The 16,767-nt window shown below is 64.4% G+C and carries 11 protein-coding genes; 7 read left to right on the top strand and 4 right to left on the bottom strand.

The features are described 5' to 3' along the window. Positions 1 to 32: 32 nt before the first annotated feature. The gene (rpsB, locus tag FME97_RS10455; RefSeq protein ID WP_141429577.1) at positions 33 to 950 is read left to right on the top strand and encodes a 30S ribosomal protein S2; all 918 of its coding nucleotides are present in this window, start codon (positions 33 to 35) and stop codon (positions 948 to 950) included. A 32-nt stretch (positions 951 to 982) separates the two neighbouring features. Beyond that, entirely contained in the window at positions 983 to 1,813 is an 831-nt protein-coding gene (gene tsf / locus FME97_RS10460; protein WP_141429578.1) for a translation elongation factor Ts, read from the top strand. Between the two features lie 200 nt (positions 1,814 to 2,013). Here the strand turns inward: tsf and FME97_RS10465 are convergent, their stop codons facing one another. After that, positions 2,014 to 5,226, bottom strand: a complete 3,213-nt coding sequence (locus FME97_RS10465; protein WP_141429579.1) for a UvrD-helicase domain-containing protein — start codon at positions 5,224 to 5,226, stop codon at positions 2,014 to 2,016. Positions 5,227 to 5,336: 110 nt separating this feature from the next. On the opposite strand from FME97_RS10465, the gene FME97_RS10470 reads away from it, so the two are divergent. Genes FME97_RS10470 through FME97_RS10480 form a run of 3 tightly spaced genes read left to right on the top strand, consistent with a single transcriptional unit; the run spans position 5,337 to position 9,564 of the window. After that, complete coding sequence (locus tag FME97_RS10470) at positions 5,337 to 6,125, top strand: GIN domain-containing protein (RefSeq protein ID WP_232522874.1); 789 nt, start codon at positions 5,337 to 5,339, stop codon at positions 6,123 to 6,125. 17 nt (positions 6,126 to 6,142) lie between these two features. After that, positions 6,143 to 8,986, top strand: coding sequence for a PD-(D/E)XK nuclease family protein (locus tag FME97_RS10475; RefSeq protein ID WP_141429580.1), 2,844 nt, complete (start codon positions 6,143 to 6,145; stop codon positions 8,984 to 8,986). Positions 8,987 to 8,994: 8 nt separating this feature from the next. Continuing rightward, positions 8,995 to 9,564, top strand: coding sequence for a sugar O-acetyltransferase (locus FME97_RS10480; RefSeq protein ID WP_141429581.1), 570 nt, complete (start codon positions 8,995 to 8,997; stop codon positions 9,562 to 9,564). 5 nt (positions 9,565 to 9,569) lie between these two features. Here FME97_RS10480 and FME97_RS10485 read toward each other — a convergent pair whose 3' ends face one another. The 3 genes from FME97_RS10485 to FME97_RS10495 are packed head-to-tail and all read right to left on the bottom strand — an operon-like array spanning position 9,570 to position 12,154. Then, a complete protein-coding gene (locus tag FME97_RS10485; RefSeq protein ID WP_141429582.1) occupies positions 9,570 to 10,169 on the bottom strand; it encodes an HAD family hydrolase in 600 nt (199 codons plus the stop codon). Between the two features lie 10 nt (positions 10,170 to 10,179). Then, complete coding sequence (locus FME97_RS10490; RefSeq protein ID WP_141429583.1) at positions 10,180 to 11,130, bottom strand: M23 family metallopeptidase; 951 nt, start codon at positions 11,128 to 11,130, stop codon at positions 10,180 to 10,182. 1 nt (position 11,131) lies between these two features. Continuing rightward, positions 11,132 to 12,154 carry a M23 family metallopeptidase gene (locus FME97_RS10495; RefSeq protein WP_141429584.1) on the bottom strand — a complete coding sequence of 341 codons (1,023 nt, stop codon included), beginning with the start codon at positions 12,152 to 12,154 and terminating at the stop codon, positions 11,132 to 11,134. A gap of 103 nt (positions 12,155 to 12,257) precedes the next feature. Here FME97_RS10495 and alaS point away from each other — a divergent pair, with 103 nt between their 5' ends. Together alaS and gpmI are read left to right on the top strand one after the other, a co-directional pair. Continuing rightward, complete coding sequence (alaS, locus tag FME97_RS10500) at positions 12,258 to 14,879, top strand: alanine--tRNA ligase (protein WP_141429585.1); 2,622 nt, start codon at positions 12,258 to 12,260, stop codon at positions 14,877 to 14,879. 208 nt (positions 14,880 to 15,087) lie between these two features. Then, positions 15,088 to 16,614, top strand: coding sequence for a 2,3-bisphosphoglycerate-independent phosphoglycerate mutase (gene gpmI / locus FME97_RS10505; protein ID WP_141429586.1), 1,527 nt, complete (start codon positions 15,088 to 15,090; stop codon positions 16,612 to 16,614). Positions 16,615 to 16,767 lie beyond the last annotated feature (153 nt).

The following is a 16,767-nucleotide window of genomic DNA, read 5'->3' on the forward strand; positions in this document are numbered from 1 at the left end:
AGAATTAAAATTAACCAACGAAACGAATTGAAATGTCACGTACAGATTTTAATACATTACTGGAAGCCGGTGCGCACTTCGGTCATCTGAAGCGCAAATGGAACCCCAAAATGGCTCCGTATATCTTCATGGAGAAGAACGGCATCCACATCATCGACCTGCACAAGACCGTGCTGAAGATCGACGAGGCCGCCGCCGCCATCAAGCAGATCGCCAAGAGCGGCCGCCGCGTGCTGTTCGTCGCCACGAAGAAGCAGGCCAAGGAGATCGTTGCCGAAAAGGTGGCAGCCGTCGGAATGCCCTACGTCACCGAGCGCTGGGCCGGCGGCATGCTGACAAACTTCCCCACCATACGTAAAGCCGTCAAGAAGATGGCCACCATCGACAAGATGACCAACGACGGCACTTTCGATAATTTCTCCAAGCGCGAGAAGCTCCAGATCGCCCGTCAGCGCGCGAAGCTCGAGAAGAACCTCGGTTCGATCGCCGATCTGACGCGTCTTCCCGCCGCACTGTTCGTCGTGGACGTGCAGAAGGAGGCCAACGCCGTGAAGGAGGCCAAGCGGCTGAGCATCCCCGTATTTGCCATGGTAGACACTTGTTGTGATCCGACCGACATTGATTACGTTATACCTGCAAATGACGATGCCGCCAAGTCGATCGCCGTGGTCGTAGAGGCCATGTGCGCCGCTATCGCCGAAGGTTCGGAGGAGCGCAAGCTCGAGAAGGAGAAGGAGGCGCAGGAGGCCGAGGCCGAAGGCGCCGTGAAGAAGGAGGGCAAGCCCCGCATCAAGAAGGCCGTGAAGGCTACGGTGGACGCCGAGGAGGCTGCCGTTGCCGAGGTCGTGGCCGCCGTGGAGACCCCCTTCGAGGAGCCGGTTGCCGTCGAGGCTGCTCCCGCCGCCGCTGAAACCGCTCCCGCTGCCGAGGCGGAGCAGAAGGCCGAGTAATCCGAACAATAACGAAAAAAACAGATACGACTATGGAAATCAAAGCTGCTGATGTGATGAAGCTCCGCAAGATGACCGGCGCCGGTATGATGGACTGCAAGAAGGCCCTCATGGAGGCGGAAGGCGATTTTGCGCGTGCCCAGGACATTATCCGCGAGAAGGGCAAGCTCGTCGTGGCCAAGCGTGCCGACCGTACCGCTACCGAGGGTGTGGTCGTGACGAAGATCGTGGGCCAGAAGGCCTATATCCTCTGCCTGGCCTGCGAGACGGACTTCGTGGCTCAGAACGCCGAGTATTCGGCTTCGGCCAACGCGATGCTGGAGGTGGCCGTGAAGAACGACGCCGCCGACCGCGATGCGCTGATGGCTACGAAGAACGACGAGGGCCGCACCGTCGAGGAGATGGTCACCGAGAAGTCGGGACAGACGGGCGAGAAGATCGAACTGGCATACTATGCCCGTATCGAGGCTCCCTACTGCGCCGCTTACGTGCACTTCAACAAGAAACTCGGCACGGTGCTGGGTTTCAACAAGGAGGTTCCCGCCGAGGTGGCCCACACCGTCGCCATGCAGGCTACGGCCATGGCTCCTGTTTCGATCTCGGAGGCCGACTGCCCCGCAGAGGTCATCGAGCACGAGCGTAAGATCGCCGTGGAGGCCATGAAGCAGGACCCGAAGAACGCCAACAAGCCCGAGGCCATTCTGGAGAAGATCGCCGAGGGCAAGATGCGCAAGTTCTTCGAGGAGAACACGCTGCTCAACCAGCTCGTCGTAGGCGAGAAGGAGACCATCGCCGAGTATATCCGCAAGGCCGACAAGGAGGCCACGGTGATCGCCTACAAGCGCTTCGCGCTGGGCGAGTAACCTCCGTCGGCCGACGGGGTAGGGAGCGTATCCGGAGAGCCTTTGGGCCTGCCGGAAGACGATCCTGCCGGAATTTCGGCCGTATGATACGAATGAAACACCCGGTTACCGCAGTGGTAGCCGGGTGTTTCGTTATTTTCGGGGTAGCAGGCACAAGGGGCGTTCTCCGGAGGAGAAGTCAATGTCTTCGGCGGACACGGTTATACCACCCGCTCCACCTCGCCCCGCCGGACATACCACAGGTAGCCTTCGACGCGGGCGTAGCCCATTCCGCGCAGCAGGGTGCAGTAGCCGCCGATCTGGCGGCGGTAGCGTTCGGCGTCGCGGTCGCCGAATTTGTAGTCCACGACCACGGCCCTGTCGCCGGCGATCATCACGCGGTCGGGCCTCCGTGTCGTGCCGTTCGGGGCGCCGGAGCGGTCGTCGGTGTCGTTCGGGACGCCGGGGAGACAACCGGCGCCGTCCGCCGGGCGGGGAAGGATGATCTCCTGCTCGTTGCGCACCTCCTGCCATCCGCCGCCGAACCATTCGCGGACCTCGGGCAGCTCCAGCGCCCGGTCGATGGCTTTTCCGAGCCGGGCGGCCTGGTCGTCCGTCAGCGTGCCGTCGGCACGCATGGCGTCCACGGCCTCGCGGATCTGCCGCTCGTCCTCGGCCTGCTCGAAGGCCCTGTGCATCAGAATTCCGAAGTTGCGGGGCGCCAGCTCGGTCTCGCCGCCCTCCTCGAAATAGCGCTGCGAGGGGAGCCGCAGCCGGAGTGCGGCCTGTGCCGTGGGGTACTCTTCGAGCAGAACGTGTTCCGCTTCGGCGTCTTTCGCGCCGCCCGCCACGGGGCCTGCGAACTCCCCGAAGACGTAGTGCTCGCCCCGCTCGTCGGCCGTGTAGCGCCCTTCGAGCGTGCCGACCGTCGCCCGGTCGCCCTCGACGCGGATGCTTTGCAGCAGCAGCCCGCCGACGTTCGGTGCGCCGCCCTTCTGCGGCACGAAGACGTGCAGCGATTCGGCCGCGCGCGTCAGGGCCACGTACAGCAGGTTCACGTTGTCGACGTGGGCGTATACCAGTTCGCGGTAGTATTCGGCCGAGAAACCCGATTCGGCCATCGCCCGTTTGTAACGCACCGGGAAGCGGCCTATCGCAGCCGCTTCGCCGTCGCGGGCCTCCGCCCAGACGATGTTCTGCACGTTGCCGCCCGACTTGGGGTCGAGCTGCCAGGAGCAGTAGGGGATGATGACGGCCCGTTTTTCGAGCCCTTTGGCCTTGTGGACGGTGGTTATTTCGACGGTCGTGGCGCTCTGTTCGACGCTCAGCGAGCGGTTCCGTCCCTGCTCGTCCCACCAGCGGAGGAACAGTGCGATGTCGGCGATCTTCGCCGCCGAGAAGGCGATGATCTGCTCGTGGATGGCTTGTAAGTAGGCGATCTGCCGCCGGTCGCCCTGCAGGTCGTGGCGCATGACGATCCGTTCGAACGCCTCTTCGGGCGACAGCAGGCGGATCGAGCGGAAGAAGCTCCGCTCCCCGTCCGGGAGCTCCCGGTCGAAATCGCGGCCGAGGTAGTGGTTGTAGACGGCGCGGTTGAGCGTGTCGTCGGGGTCGAGCGCCAGCCGCAACGCGGCGGCGATGAACGAGCTCACGGGGGCGTTGCCCACGATGAGCGCCTCCTGCGTCATCACGTCGAACCGGTAACGCGGCTCCTCGTTGCGGCGCTTGAACTCCAGCAGCTCGGCGGCGACCTTCGCGCCGTCCGTGGCACTGCGCACCAGCACCATGATGTCCGCCGGGCGGAATCCCCGGTCGATCAGCTCGCAGATGCGCTCCACCACGGGCGGCCGCTCGGCGAAGGTCTCGATCGAGACATACCCCGGGTGCTCGCCCCGGCGCCGGGGCGTCTGCGCCTGTTCGCGGTAGGCGTCGGCGAGCGTGTCTCGCAGTGCGGCGGCCTCCTCCGCGCCGATGTCGCCGCGTCCGGCGGCTTCGTCGAGCCGGGTGTTGAGCGCGAGGTTGTCCGCCGAGACGATGCGGTCGATCGCCGCGTTGTTGAATTCCACGACGCACGGCAGGCTGCGCCAGTTCTCCCGGAGCACCTCGACCCGTGTGTTCTCCGTGCCGAGCGCCCGCTGCGCCTCGTCGTGCAGCAGCCGCCAGTCGCCGCCCCGCCAGCGGTAGATCGACTGTTTGATGTCGCCCACGATGAACACCGAGGTCTCCTCCGACTGCGCCATGGCGTTCTGCAACAGCGGCAGGAAGTTCTCCCATTCGCGCGAGGAGGTGTCCTGGAACTCGTCGATCATGAAGCGTTCGTAGCGGTTGCCCACCTTTTCGTAGATGAACGGAGCGTCGTTGCGGCCGATGAACTCCGAGAGGAGGTATTTGGTTTCGGAGAGCAGCATCGTGCTCTGCTCGGCGCAGAGCTGCTGCACGCGGGCGTAGAGGTCCGACAGCAGCGCGAAGCTGCGGTAATTCTCGCGCAGCAGGTCGCAGGTGTTCCACAGCCGGATATTCTCGTCGTAGAGCGTGCAGAGCTTTTGCAGCAGGGGTCGCAACTGCGGTACGAGGCGCTCTGCGGGCGAGCCCTTCGCCGCCCATCCCTCCGGTGCCGCCGCCCGCTTGCGGACGGTTTCCGTGGGGGCTTTGAGCTCGCCTCCGGCCACGGCGTAGAAATAGCCTGCGAAGCTGCGGCTCTTGCCCGCGAAGTCGGCCGCCGCGAGCCCTGCGGCCGCGATCGCCTGGACGGCTTCGGAAGCCGTCCGGCGCATCTCCTCGCGCGAGGCCGCCGCCTGCGCCGTGGCGCGTGCCACGATTTCGCCCAGCTCCTCCTTCGGACGCGCCTGGGCGAGCGTCGCCTTGTTCCTTTCCTTGAAAAGCTCCCCGGCCAGCAAAAGGATGCCGTCGCGGACGTCCCATTTGCGTCCCTCGTCGATGCGCTCCTGCACGAATGCCGTGAGCCACCGTCCGAGGGCGGGGTCGTCGGTGATCCGGTCGATGAGCGAGTCGGCGCTCTTCGAGAGCACCGAGGCCGTCTCGATCTCGACGTTGTAGTTGAGGTCCAGTCCCAGCTCCTTGATGAAGGCTCTGAGGATGCGCTGGAAGAAGGTGTCGATGGTCAGCACCGTGAAGCGCGAGTAGTCGTGCAGGATTCTCGAACGCGCCTCGGCGGCCCGTTTGCGGACGGTCTGCTCGTCGAGCCGCAACTCGCGGCAGAGGCTGTCGAGGTAGGCGCTTCCGGCTCCCGAGGCCAGTGCATGAATCTCCTTGAGGATGCGCGACTTCATCTCTTCGGTGGCCTTGTTCGTAAAGGTCACGGCGAGGATATGGCGGTAGAGGTCGGGCCGTCCGACGACGTCGCGGACGAATTTGTAGGCCAGTTGGTAGGTCTTTCCCGATCCGGCGCTCGCATTCAGAATCTTCGCTCTCACTCTTCGAAAAGTCGGTTTTCGAAAGTAAAAGTACGGAATAAATCCCGGATTTCGCAATATTTTTAGTACTTTAGCGGGAACAATTACGACTTCGGACCATGAAAAAACAGATGAAGCGACTGATTCTGACGGCCCTTCTGGCAGGGGTTTCCGTCGGTGTCCCGGCCCGCACACCGGGGCTTCCCGCCGCCGATACGGTGAGCGGGGCGATGCCTGCTGCTCCCGTTTCCGCGCCGGTCGCGGCGGCTTCCGACACGTCCGGAGGGGAGCGCAGCGAGTGGCTGCCGTCGTTCACGGCCGTCGAGGTCGCCGCGCCGGTCGATATCCGCTTCGTGCAGGTTCCCGATACGGAGGCTCCGCGGATCATCTACGATACGAAGGGCTCCTATACGACCCGGTTCCGCGCCGAGGTGCGCGACCGCGTGTTGCGGATCACCGAGCGGCGCGACGCCCGCCGGCCCGAGCGCACGACCGTCACGGTGTGCTACAATACGCTGGAGCGGATTTCGGTCTCGGATGCCGCAGCGACGTTCGAAGGCCGCTTTTCGGCCACGCTGCTCGATCTCACGGTGGGCGGTGCGGCGAAGCTGACGGCCGATCTGGACGTGAAGGACCTCCGCATGGAGCTCTCGGGCCATAGCTCGGCCGCGCTTTCGGGGGCGGTGCGCTACCTGACGCTCTTCGTCTCCACGGGTGCTGTCGAGGCTGCGGAACTGGAGACGATGTCGGCGCAGGTGAACGTCACCTCTTCGGGCAGCGCGACGCTGTGGGTCACCGACCGTTTCGAGGCCAAGACCTCCACGGGCGGCAGGATCGCCTACAAGGGCGAGCCTTCGGTGCTGCGTGTCAGCGAGAAGTTCATGGGCGGCAGCATCGCCCGCATCGGGGCGGCGGAGTAAACGGCCGCCGAGAGACGATGGAGAGTTTCCTGGGCGAGGTCGCGGCGGATCTTTATGCGCGTTACGGCGAGGAGTTGTCGCGGCGCGCCGTGCTCTTTCCGTCGCGCCGCGCACGGCTGTTCTTCACCGACGCCCTCGCACGGATCGCCCGGCGGCCGATGTGGCAGCCGTCGTGGACCACGATCGACGAGCTGATGTCCGAAATATCGGGCCTCCGGACGGGCGACCGCCTGCGGCTCATCACGGAGCTGTACGGAATCTATTCGGAGTACCACGCCGAACCGTTCGACAAATTCTATTTCTGGGGCGACATGCTCCTCTCCGACTTCGACACGATCGACAAATACCGGATCGACGCCGCGATGCTTTTCCGCAATATCGAGGAGATCCGGGAGATCGAGGCCGACATTTCCTACCTCACCCCCGCGCAGCTGCGGATCGTCGCCTTCTGGTCGTCGCTCGGCGCCGAGGCCGACCTTTCGGAGGAGAAACGGCGCTTTCTGGCGATCTGGCGGACGCTGGGACCGGTTTACCGCCGCTTCCGCGAGCGGCTTTCGGAGTTGGGTATCGCTTACGGCGGCATGGTGCAGCGCGCCGCCGCCGACCGCCTGCGCAGCGGCGAGTTCGCCTTCGCGACGCCCCGGCGCTTCGTCGTGGCGGGATTCAACGCCCTCTCCGAATGCGAGAAGGAGTTGTTCCGCTTTCTCTCCTCCGCCGCGGAGACCGATTTCTACTGGGATTACGACTCCTATTATAAGGACGATCCGGAGCAGGAGGCCGGGATGTTCGTGCGCGAAAACGTCGTGCGCTTCCCGCCCCGTGCCGAACTCTCGCACGACGGCATGTCGCGGCCCAAGGAGCTGACCTCGGTGGCCGCCGTGTCGAACGCCGTGCAGTGCAAGTACGTGGCGACGATCCTCCGCGGGCTGGCGGCCGGCGGCCGGCTGGGCAAGGAGACCGCCGTGGTGCTGACGGACGAGAACCTGCTGCTGCCGTTGCTCTGCGCCATGCCGCCCGAGGTCGGGCCGGTCAACGTCACGATGGGCTATCCGCTGCGTGCCAGTCTGGCCTACACCTTCGTCGAGCGCCTCGTGGAGTTGCAGGCCCGCCGCCGGACGAAGGGCGCGGATTGCACTTTCTACCACGCCGACGTCACGGGGCTGCTCGCGCACCCCTATGTCGCCGGGTGCGACGCGGAGCTGACGCGCCGCCTGCAGGAGGAGATCATGCGCGAGCGGCGCATTTCGGTCGAAGCCTCGTGGCTGGGGCGTAACGACCTGCTGCGGCTCGTCTTCTCCCCGGCCGCCGGCTGGCGGGCGCTCTCGGCCTGGCTGTCGGAGGTCGTGGCGGCGGTCGTGCGGATACCCTGCCCGGACGACGACGCCCGCCGGCGGACGGAATTCTTGGCCGTCATCGCCGGGGAGATCGCCCGGCTCGGCAACTCGCTGGACGAATGCGGTATAGAGCCTGCGCCGGAGGTCTATGCCTCGCTGTTGCGCCGTCACTTGCAGACGTTGCGCATCCCCTACGAGGGCGAGCCGCTCGAAGGGGTGCAGGTCATGGGCATCCTCGAAACGCGCAATCTCGACTTCGAGAACGTCGTGATCCTCTCGATGAACGACGACAACTTCCCGGGCAACCGCATGGCGCAGGCGTCGTTCATCCCCTACAACCTCCGCGCGGCCTATTCGCTGCCCACGCCCGAGCACCACGAGGGCGTCTATGCTTACTATTTCTACCGCCTCGTGCAGCGCGCCCGCCGCGTGTGGATGCTCTACTGCGCCCATGCCGACGACAAGTCCACGGGCGAGCCGAGCCGCTATATCTACCAGTTGGGTTACGAGAGCGGCTTCCCGCTGCGGCGGATCGAGGTGGGCGTGGACGTCAATCTGGCGGAGACCGCGCCGATCGAGGTCCGGAAGGACGACGGCGTGATGCGGCGGCTGGAGCGCTTCACCGATCCCGGATCGAAGGCCACGCTTTCGCCCACGGCCTTCTTCCGCTACGTGGCCTGCCCCCTGCGGTTCTACTTTCACTCCGTGGCGCGGCTCGACGCCGGCGACGAGATTTCCGAGGAGGTGGACGCCCCGATGTTCGGCACGATCCTCCACGCCGCCGTACAGCGGCTCTATGCCCCGATCGAAGGCGAGGCGCACCCCGGCGGAACGCTGCGGGCGCTGATCCGCACGGGCGAGGTCGCCGCGGCGGTCGAGGCGGCGATCGGCGAACACTACCTGAAGGACCCGAAGGCCACGGCGGCCGACTATACGGGCAATCTGGTGCTGGTGAAGGATATCGTGGTGCGTTACCTGCGCGGCGGAGTGATGCCCTACGATGCGGCGCACGACGGCTTCCGGGTCGAAGGGCTCGAGCGGAGGGTGGACTACGGCTTCGACTTCGCGACGGCCGGGGGGCCGCGGCGGATGAAGTTCTCGGGAATCGCCGACCGCATCGACCGCCTGGACGACGGGTCGCTGCGCGTGGTGGACTACAAGACCGGTTCGCCGCATCTGGAGTTCGCCGGTATCGGAAGCCTTTTCCGCGGCGAGGGCAGACAGCGCCTGTCGAATATCGTCCAGACGCTGCTCTACGCCATGATGCTCTACCGTTCGGAGGGGAGCGACGCCACGCCGGCGCTCTACTACGTGCGGGCGATGAACCGCCCGGACTATTCGCCGCTGCTCGACGACAGGGAGCTGTCGCTGCGCGGGGCGCGCTATTCGCTCTACGCCGAACGCTTCGAGGAGCTGGTGCGCGAGACCCTCGCCGAAATGTACGATCCCGCCGTGCCGTTCCGTCAGTGCGTGGATGCGGACACCTGCCGCTACTGCGATTTCAACGTGATTTGCAAACGAGGATAAGAGCCCGTATGAGAACCGAAAAGGAGAAAATGCTGGCCGGAGAGAACTACGATGCCACCTCTCCGGAATTGTGGGAACGCTGGCAACTGGCGAAGCGGTTGCAGTCCGAGTACAATAACACGCCGATGACCGATACCGGGCGTTTGTCGGCCTTGCTGGATCTTCTTCTGGGTTCATACGGAGAGCATGTCTGGATCTCGGCTCCGTTCTTTGTGGATTACGGGGAAAATATCCATATCGGTCATCACGTGGAGATCAATATGAATTGTGTCTTCCTCGACTGCAATCGGATAACGATCGGGAACTATTCGGGCATCGGTCCCGGCGTGCATATTTACACGGTTTTCCATCCGACGAATCCGGCGGAGCGGCGGAACGAAAACGCCGCTTTCTGGAATTCATCCACGGCTCCCGTAGTCATCGGCGACGACGTGTGGATCGGCGGACGGAGTGTGATCCTTCCGGGCGTGACCGTCGGGAATGGCACGACGATCGGTGCAGGCAGCGTCGTTACGCATTCGATTCCTTCCGGTGTCGTGGCTGTCGGCAATCCCTGCCGGGTCATCCGGCATTTGTGAAGAGTTCAGAGTCTGACGACGACATAGCCCGCTCCGCTGCGGCGGGCGGCCTCGATGCCGATGGCCGAATCCTCGAAGATAAGCGTTTCGCGCGGCGAGCATCCTTCGCGGCGCATGGCCTCCAGGAAACAGTCGGGGTGGGGCTTGCTGCGTGCGACGTCCGCGCCGGAAAGCACTCCGTCCACCCGGCCCAGGGGCGCTTCGTCCGGTCCTGCGGCGGGACCTCCGATACCCAGATGACGCATGACGTTCCCGATGTTGGCGCGGCTGCCCGTCGAGACGATCCACACGCGGCCCCCTTGCGCGCGGAACTGCCGGCAGAATTCCCATAGCGGCCGGTTGAGCCGCACGGTGTCGAAATAGCGGGGATAGAGCGCGATCTTGCGCAGCCGCAGCCGCTCGCGTTCCGCGGGATCGGCGACGCCGATCCGCGTGAGGAACTCCTCACAGCGCATCCCGAAATAGCGGGCCGCATACTCCTCCTCGGTCAGGGCGTAGCCCGCTTCGCGCAGCGTTTCGACATAGGCGAGCGTGTTGGCGCGCCGCGTGTCTGCCAGCGTGCCGTCGAAGTCGAGCAGCAGAAGTCTGATCCGGGAATCGGTCATGGCGCGGAGGTCAGTCGAAAGCCTGCATCCCCGACTGGGCGATGCGGATGAGCCGTTGGTATTCCGAGGGGGACAGCTCCATGAAGAAGTAATGGACCGGGTCCACGCGCATGCCGTTGTAGCGCACTTCGTAGTGGAGGTGCGGCGAGAGCGAGAGGCCCGTGTCGCCCGAAAGGGCGATGATGTCGCCGCGGCGGACCTGCTGCCCGCGGCGGACGTTGATGCGCGAAAGGTGGCTGTACGAGGTTTCGTAGCCGTTGCCGTGGTCGATCACTACGGTCCGCCCCTGTGTCGAGTTGCGCGTGGCCACGTCGCGCACCACGCCGTCGGCCGTGGCGAAGACGCGGGACCCTTCGGGAATGGTGTAATCGACGCCCTGATGCGATTGCAGCGTCTTGTAGAAGGGGTGGATGCGCATTCCGTAGGAGGCCGTGAGCAGCGTGAGCTGCTTGTTGATGACGGGCTGTATCGAGGGAATCCGGTCGCAGTCGCGTCCGGCCGAGTCGATGCGCTCCTGCAGGGCGAGATAGGTGTCGTTGAGCTGTCCGAGCCGTCGCTCCATGTCGGCCACGCGGTCGCGCAGTTCGCGTTTGAGGCGGCGTGTCGAGCGGTCCACGATCTTCTCGTAGGTCAGGCTCTGCTGCCGTTCGTACTCCGAGTCGAAGTCGTAGGGGTCCGACTCGAAAAGAATGCGGAACACGCTGCGGTCGCGCGCCGCGAGGTTCTCCATGACCGTTTGCAGCGAGTCGTAACGCTGCGTGAGCGCCGCGTATTCGCTGCGCAGTCGGTCCGTCGAGTGCTTCATCTCGTATTCGAGCGGCGTGTCGAAGAAGAGCGAGAAGCCGATGTAGTAGAGTACGGCGGCTCCCAGCCACACGAACAGGTGGACCGTCGTGCGGATGATGCGCTGTTTGCGGCGGCGGCGCTTGCGCAGGCGTGCCAGATCCTTCTTCCCGGTCATCTCAGAGCGTTTCGAAATTGGTTTCGCGCAGACTTTCCATGAGGCGTTCGTACTCCTCGGCGGTCATGTTGCGGTTGAAATAGTTGATCGGATTGACGGGTACGCCCTTGTGGATCACCTCGTAGTGGAGGTGCGGACCGGTCGAACGGCCCGTGTTGCCCGTGCGGGCGATGAGCTGCCCGCGCCGGACGCGGTCGCCCGGCCGGACGAGCACCTCGCTCAGGTGGGCGTAGCGGGTCTTGTATCCGAACTGGTGGTCGAGCAGCACTTGCTTGCCGTAGCCTCCGTTGTAGCCGGCCGCCGCGGCCAGCTCCACCACGGCATCGCCCGTGGCGTAAACCGGCGTGCCGCGGTCGCATCCCAGGTCGATGCCCGTGTGGGCCACCACGCGGTGCAGCACGGGGTGGAAACGGCGCGGCGAGAAAGCGCCGATGTGGTTGCCGTGGAGCGCCGCGCGGTCGATGGGCCAGATGGCCGGCACGGCCGCCGACAGTTGCTCCTTGTTCTTCGAGAGCCGCTGCAATTCGTCGAAGGAGACCGATTCGAGGTAGATCGTGCGGGCCAGTGCGTCCAGCTCCTTCCACGCGGGAATCATCAGGGGGGCGTAGTCGTCGCCGGCCAGCGGGGCGTATTTCGAATCGGGGTAGGGCTGCCACACCCCGGGAATCGAGAGCGTGTCGGTCGAGAAGAGCGCACGGTAAACGTGGTTGTCGCGGTGGCGGATTTCGTCCACTTTCCGCTGCGCCGTGCGGATGCGGTCCTGCAGGATGCGGTAGCGGATGACGATTTCGCGGTTGTCGCTCAGGATGCGGTACATCTTGGGCGTGTAGAAGAAGTAGGAGAAGAGGACGTTGGCGATCGAGACGAGGATGAATCCGATGAGGATTTTGCGGATCAGCCGGTAGGTCCTCAGACGGAACGGCGCCGTGACGACTTCGCGCGTGAGCGCCGTCGCCTCGTGCGTGAGCGCCTGCGCTTCGCGGGCGAAGCGCTGCGTGCCGAATCCCTCCTCTTTTTGCTTCATCGCGGAAAAAACTGCCCTTTGCAAGGTGCAAATTTAACTTTAATTGTGTAATTTTGCAACCCGAAATCAAACGGGCAAATTCGGAAAAAAGTATATCTTGCAAATGGAATCGAATGAAATTCGCCGCGCCTTTCTCGACTTCTTCGCTTCGAAGGGTCACGTGATCGTGCCGTCGGCTCCGATGGTCGTCAAGGGCGACCCCACGCTCATGTTCACCAATGCGGGCATGAACCAGTTCAAGGATATTTTCCTGGGCAACGCGCCCCGCAAGTATCCGCGGGCGGCCGATACGCAGAAATGCCTGCGCGTCTCGGGCAAGCACAACGACCTGGAGGAGGTGGGACACGACACCTACCACCACACGATGTTCGAGATGCTGGGCAACTGGTCCTACGGCGACTACTTCAAGCGCGAGGCGATCGAGTGGGCGTGGGAGCTGCTGCACGACGTTTACAAGCTGCCCGCCGAGCGGATGTACGCCACGGTCTTCGAGGGTTCGGAGGAGGACGGCGTGCCGTTCGACGAGGAGGCCTACGGCTTCTGGAAGCGGTTCCTTCCCGAGGACCATATCATCCGCGGGAACAAGCACGACAATTTCTGGGAGATGGGCGAGACGGGGCCCTGCGGTCCCTGCTCCGAGATTCATTTCGACCTGCGGGACGAGGCGGAGATCGCCGCCCGTCCGGGCCGCGAGATGGTCAATGCGGGCCATCCGCAGGTGATCGAGATATGGAACCTGGTCTTCATGCAGTTCAACCGCAAGGCCAACGGTTCGCTCGAGGAACTGCCGGCGCGCAACGTCGATACGGGCATGGGCTTCGAGCGCCTCTGCATGATTCTGCAGGGCAAGAAGTCCAACTACGATACGGACGTTTTCCAGCCTACCATCGGCCGCATCGCGGCCCTTTCGGGCAAGCGTTACGGCCAGGACGAGAAGTGCGACGTGGCCATGCGCGTCATGGCCGACCACCTGCGCGCCATCGCCTTCTCGATCGCCGACGGGCAGTTGCCCTCGAACGTCAAGGCGGGCTACGTCATCCGCCGCATCCTGCGCCGCGCCGTGCGCTACGGCTACACCTACCTCGGCTTCACGGAGCCCACGCTGTGCCGGCTCGTCGCGGGGCTGGTGGAGCAGATGGGCGGGCAGTTCCCCGAGCTGAAGGCCCAGCAGACGCTCATCGAGAAGGTCATCGAGGAGGAGGAGTCCTCCTTCCTGCGCACGCTGGCCACGGGTATCAACCTGCTCGACGGCGTCATCGAGCGCACGAAGCGCGAGGGCCGCGGGCTGATTTCGGGCCGGGATGCCTTCGAGCTCTACGACACGTTCGGTTTCCCGATCGACCTCACGGAGCTGATCGCCCGCGAGCAGGGGGTCGGCGTGGACCTGGCGGCCTTCGAGGAGGAGTTGCAGGCCCAGAAGGCGCGTTCGCGCAACGCCGCGGCCGTCTCGACCGACGACTGGGTGGAGCTGCTGCCCATCCGCGAGAGTGTCTTTACGGGCTACGATACGCTGACCGACGAGGTCCGCATCGCGCGTTACCGCCGCATCGTGTCGAAGGGCCGCACGACCTACCAGCTGGTATTCGACCGCACGCCGTTCTACGGCAATTCGGGCGGCCAGATCGGCGACGTGGGGTATATCGAGAGCGCCGACGAGCGCATCGGGATCGTTTCGACCGAAAAGGAGAACGGGCTCATCATCCATATCGCCGCCGAGCTCCCCGAGAATCCCGGGGCCTCTTTCCGTGCCGTCGTGGACGCCGGGAAGCGGCAGTCGGCGGCCAACAACCATACGGCGACGCACCTGATGCACGCCGCCCTGCGGCAGGTGCTCGGCACGCATGTCGAGCAGAAGGGGTCGCTCGTGACGCCCGAGGTGCTGCGTTTCGACTTCTCGCATTTCCAGAAGGTGACGCCCGCCGAGCTGCGCGAGGTGGAGCAGTTGGTGAACCGCGCCGTGCGTGCCGATTATCCGCTCGAGGAGAACCGCAGCGCCACGAAGGAGGAGGCCGCTGCCGCCGGTGCGATGATGCTCTTCGGCGAGAAGTACGGCGACCGCGTCCGCATGGTCCGCTTCGGCGATTCGGTCGAGTTGTGCGGCGGAACGCACACCCGTTCGACGGGTACGATCGGATTTTTCAAGATTCTCTCGGAAAGCGCCATTTCGGCCGGCGTGCGGCGTATCGAGGCCGTCACGGGCGAGCAAGCCGAGAAGGTGATCTACGCTGCGGAGGACACGCTGCGCAATGTGGGCGAGTACCTGAACAACCCGCAGGTCCTGCAGGCCGTGAAGAAGATGCTCGAAAGCAACGAGACCCTCTCGAAAGAGGTCGAGGCCATGCGCCGCGAGCAGGTGGCGCAGTGGGCCGAGAAGATCGCCGCCTCGACGCCCGAGCGCGACGGAATGCATCTCTTCGCCACGCAGACCGACCGCCGGCCCGACTTCGTGAAGGATCTGGCGTACAGCCTGCGGGCCCGTTCGCCGCGGCTGGTCTTCGTCGTCGGCTCGCTCTGCGACGGCAAGCCGACGCTGACGGTGATGCTCGGCGACGAGATCGCCTCCCGCGGCGTGAATGCCGGGGCGGTGGTCCGCGAGGCCGCGAAGCTCATGCAGGGCGGCGGCGGCGGTCAGGCCTTCTTCGCCACGGCGGGCGGCAAGAACCCTGACGGGTTGCAGGCCGCCATCGACAAGGCCGTGGAGCTGATCGCCGCGCAGGTGAAATAGTTTTAGTGCCTTTCGCTGCCGGAAGGTACGGCCCAAAGCTCCGCATGTCGTTTTTTACGGGAGCGACATCCGGCTTCACGGAAACGGACCGCTTCGCGGATTTGCGGGCGCCGTCCCGTTTCCCGGCGTTCGGCCTCGCGTCGTTTTGCCCGCTTCAAGCGGGAGTGCGGAATGGAATATTGTGGAACAATATTAAAGACATACGATTATGAACAACAAGGTTCTTCTTATGATTCTCGACGGCTGGGGCAACGGCCGTCACGACAAGGCGGACGTCATTTCTACTGTCCATCCCGCCTACATTTCGGCCATGACCGAAAAATATCCCCATGCCGAGCTGCGCACCGACGGCGAGAACGTCGGCCTGCCCGACGGTCAGATGGGCAATTCGGAGGTCGGTCACCTCAATATCGGCGCCGGCCGCGTGGTCTATCAGGACCTCGTGAAGATCAACCGCGCCTGCCGCGACAACTCGATCCTGCGGAATCCCGAGATCGTCAAGGCGTTCGAATACGCCAGGGCACAGGGCGCGAACGTGCATTTCATGGGTCTCGCTTCGGACGGCGGCGTGCACTCCTCGTTCGAGCATCTTTTCAAACTCTGCGACATCGCCCGGGAGTACGGCGTTTCGGAGCGGACCTTCGTGCACTGCTTCATGGACGGCCGCGACACCGACCCGCGCAGCGGCAAGGGCTTCATCGAGCAGCTCGAACGGCATCTCGCCTCGACGGGCGGCCGGATCGCCACGATCGTCGGCCGCTACTACGCCATGGACCGCGACAAGCGCTGGGAACGCGTGAAGATCGCCTACGATGCGCTGGTCAAGGGCGTCGGCGAGGCGGCGACGGACATGGCCGGAGCCGTTCAGAAATCCTACGATGCGGAGGTCACCGACGAGTTCATCAAGCCCGTTGTGCGCGTCGATGCGCAGGGACAGCCTGTCGGTCTGATTCGTCCGAACGATCTGGTCGTTTTCTTCAACTACCGCAACGACCGCGCCAAGGAGCTGACGATCGTCCTCACGCAGGAGGACATGCCCGCCGAGGGGATGCACACGTTGCCGCTCTACTACTGCTGCATGACCCCCTACGACGCCAAGTTCACGGGGCTGCACATCCTCTTCGACAAGGAGAATGTGCCCGACACCATCGGCGAGTGGGTCTCGAAGCAGGGGCTCCGCCAGCTGCGCATCGCCGAGACCGAGAAGTACGCCCACGTGACGTTCTTCCTCAACGGCGGCCGCGAGGAGAAGTTCGAGGGCGAGGAGCGTATCCTCGTGGCGTCGCCCAAGGTGGCCACGTACGACCTCCAGCCCGAGATGTCGGCTCCCGAGGTGGCCGACAAGCTGGTCGCCGCCCTCGGCGAGCGGAAATTCGACTTCATCTGCCTGAACTTCGCCAACGGCGACATGGTGGGCCATACGGGCGTTTACGACGCCATCGTGAAGGCCGTGAAGGCCGTGGACGGCTGCGTGGAGAAGGTCGTGGAGGCCGCCAAGGCCAACGGTTACGAGGTGGTGATGATCGCCGACCACGGCAATGCCGACAATGCGCTCAATGCCGACGGCACGCCCAATACGGCCCATTCGCTCAACCCCGTGCCCATCGTGGTGGTGTCGGACCGCGTGAAGTCGGTGCGCAACGGCATTTTGGCCGACGTGGCCCCCACGGTGCTGAAACTCATGGGGCTCGAACAACCCGCCGAAATGACGGGCGAGGCACTCGTCGAGTTTTGATGCCGCCGTGCGGCGATAGGGTTGGACGGACCGATACGTAGCCGTACCCGATATACCGATGCGCATGTCCGGTGCGGGCGTGCTCCGGTTCCGTTCTATTCGACACCCCGGCCTGTACAAGGCCGGGGTGTCGTTCGGAAGGGAGACCAGCCG

The sequence above is a fragment of the Alistipes dispar genome (assembly GCF_006542685.1).
Taxonomy (GTDB): Bacteria; Bacteroidota; Bacteroidia; order Bacteroidales; family Rikenellaceae; genus Alistipes; species Alistipes dispar.

Excerpts from the sequence above, each read along its gene's own strand:
- gpmI (WP_141429586.1), top strand. The coding sequence starts at position 15,088 with ATGAACAACAAGGTTCTTCTTATGATTCTCGACGGCTGGGGCAACGGC.
- rpsB (WP_141429577.1), top strand. The coding sequence starts at position 33 with ATGTCACGTACAGATTTTAATACATTACTGGAAGCCGGTGCGCACTTC.
- tsf (WP_141429578.1), top strand. The coding sequence starts at position 983 with ATGGAAATCAAAGCTGCTGATGTGATGAAGCTCCGCAAGATGACCGGC.
- FME97_RS10495 (WP_141429584.1), bottom strand. The coding sequence starts at position 12,154 with ATGAAGCAAAAAGAGGAGGGATTCGGCACGCAGCGCTTCGCCCGCGAA.
- FME97_RS10480 (WP_141429581.1), top strand. The coding sequence starts at position 8,995 with ATGAGAACCGAAAAGGAGAAAATGCTGGCCGGAGAGAACTACGATGCC.
- alaS (WP_141429585.1), top strand. The coding sequence starts at position 12,258 with ATGGAATCGAATGAAATTCGCCGCGCCTTTCTCGACTTCTTCGCTTCG.
- FME97_RS10475 (WP_141429580.1), top strand. The coding sequence starts at position 6,143 with ATGGAGAGTTTCCTGGGCGAGGTCGCGGCGGATCTTTATGCGCGTTAC.
- FME97_RS10485 (WP_141429582.1), bottom strand. The coding sequence starts at position 10,169 with ATGACCGATTCCCGGATCAGACTTCTGCTGCTCGACTTCGACGGCACG.
- FME97_RS10470 (WP_232522874.1), top strand. The coding sequence starts at position 5,337 with ATGAAGCGACTGATTCTGACGGCCCTTCTGGCAGGGGTTTCCGTCGGT.
- FME97_RS10490 (WP_141429583.1), bottom strand. The coding sequence starts at position 11,130 with ATGACCGGGAAGAAGGATCTGGCACGCCTGCGCAAGCGCCGCCGCCGC.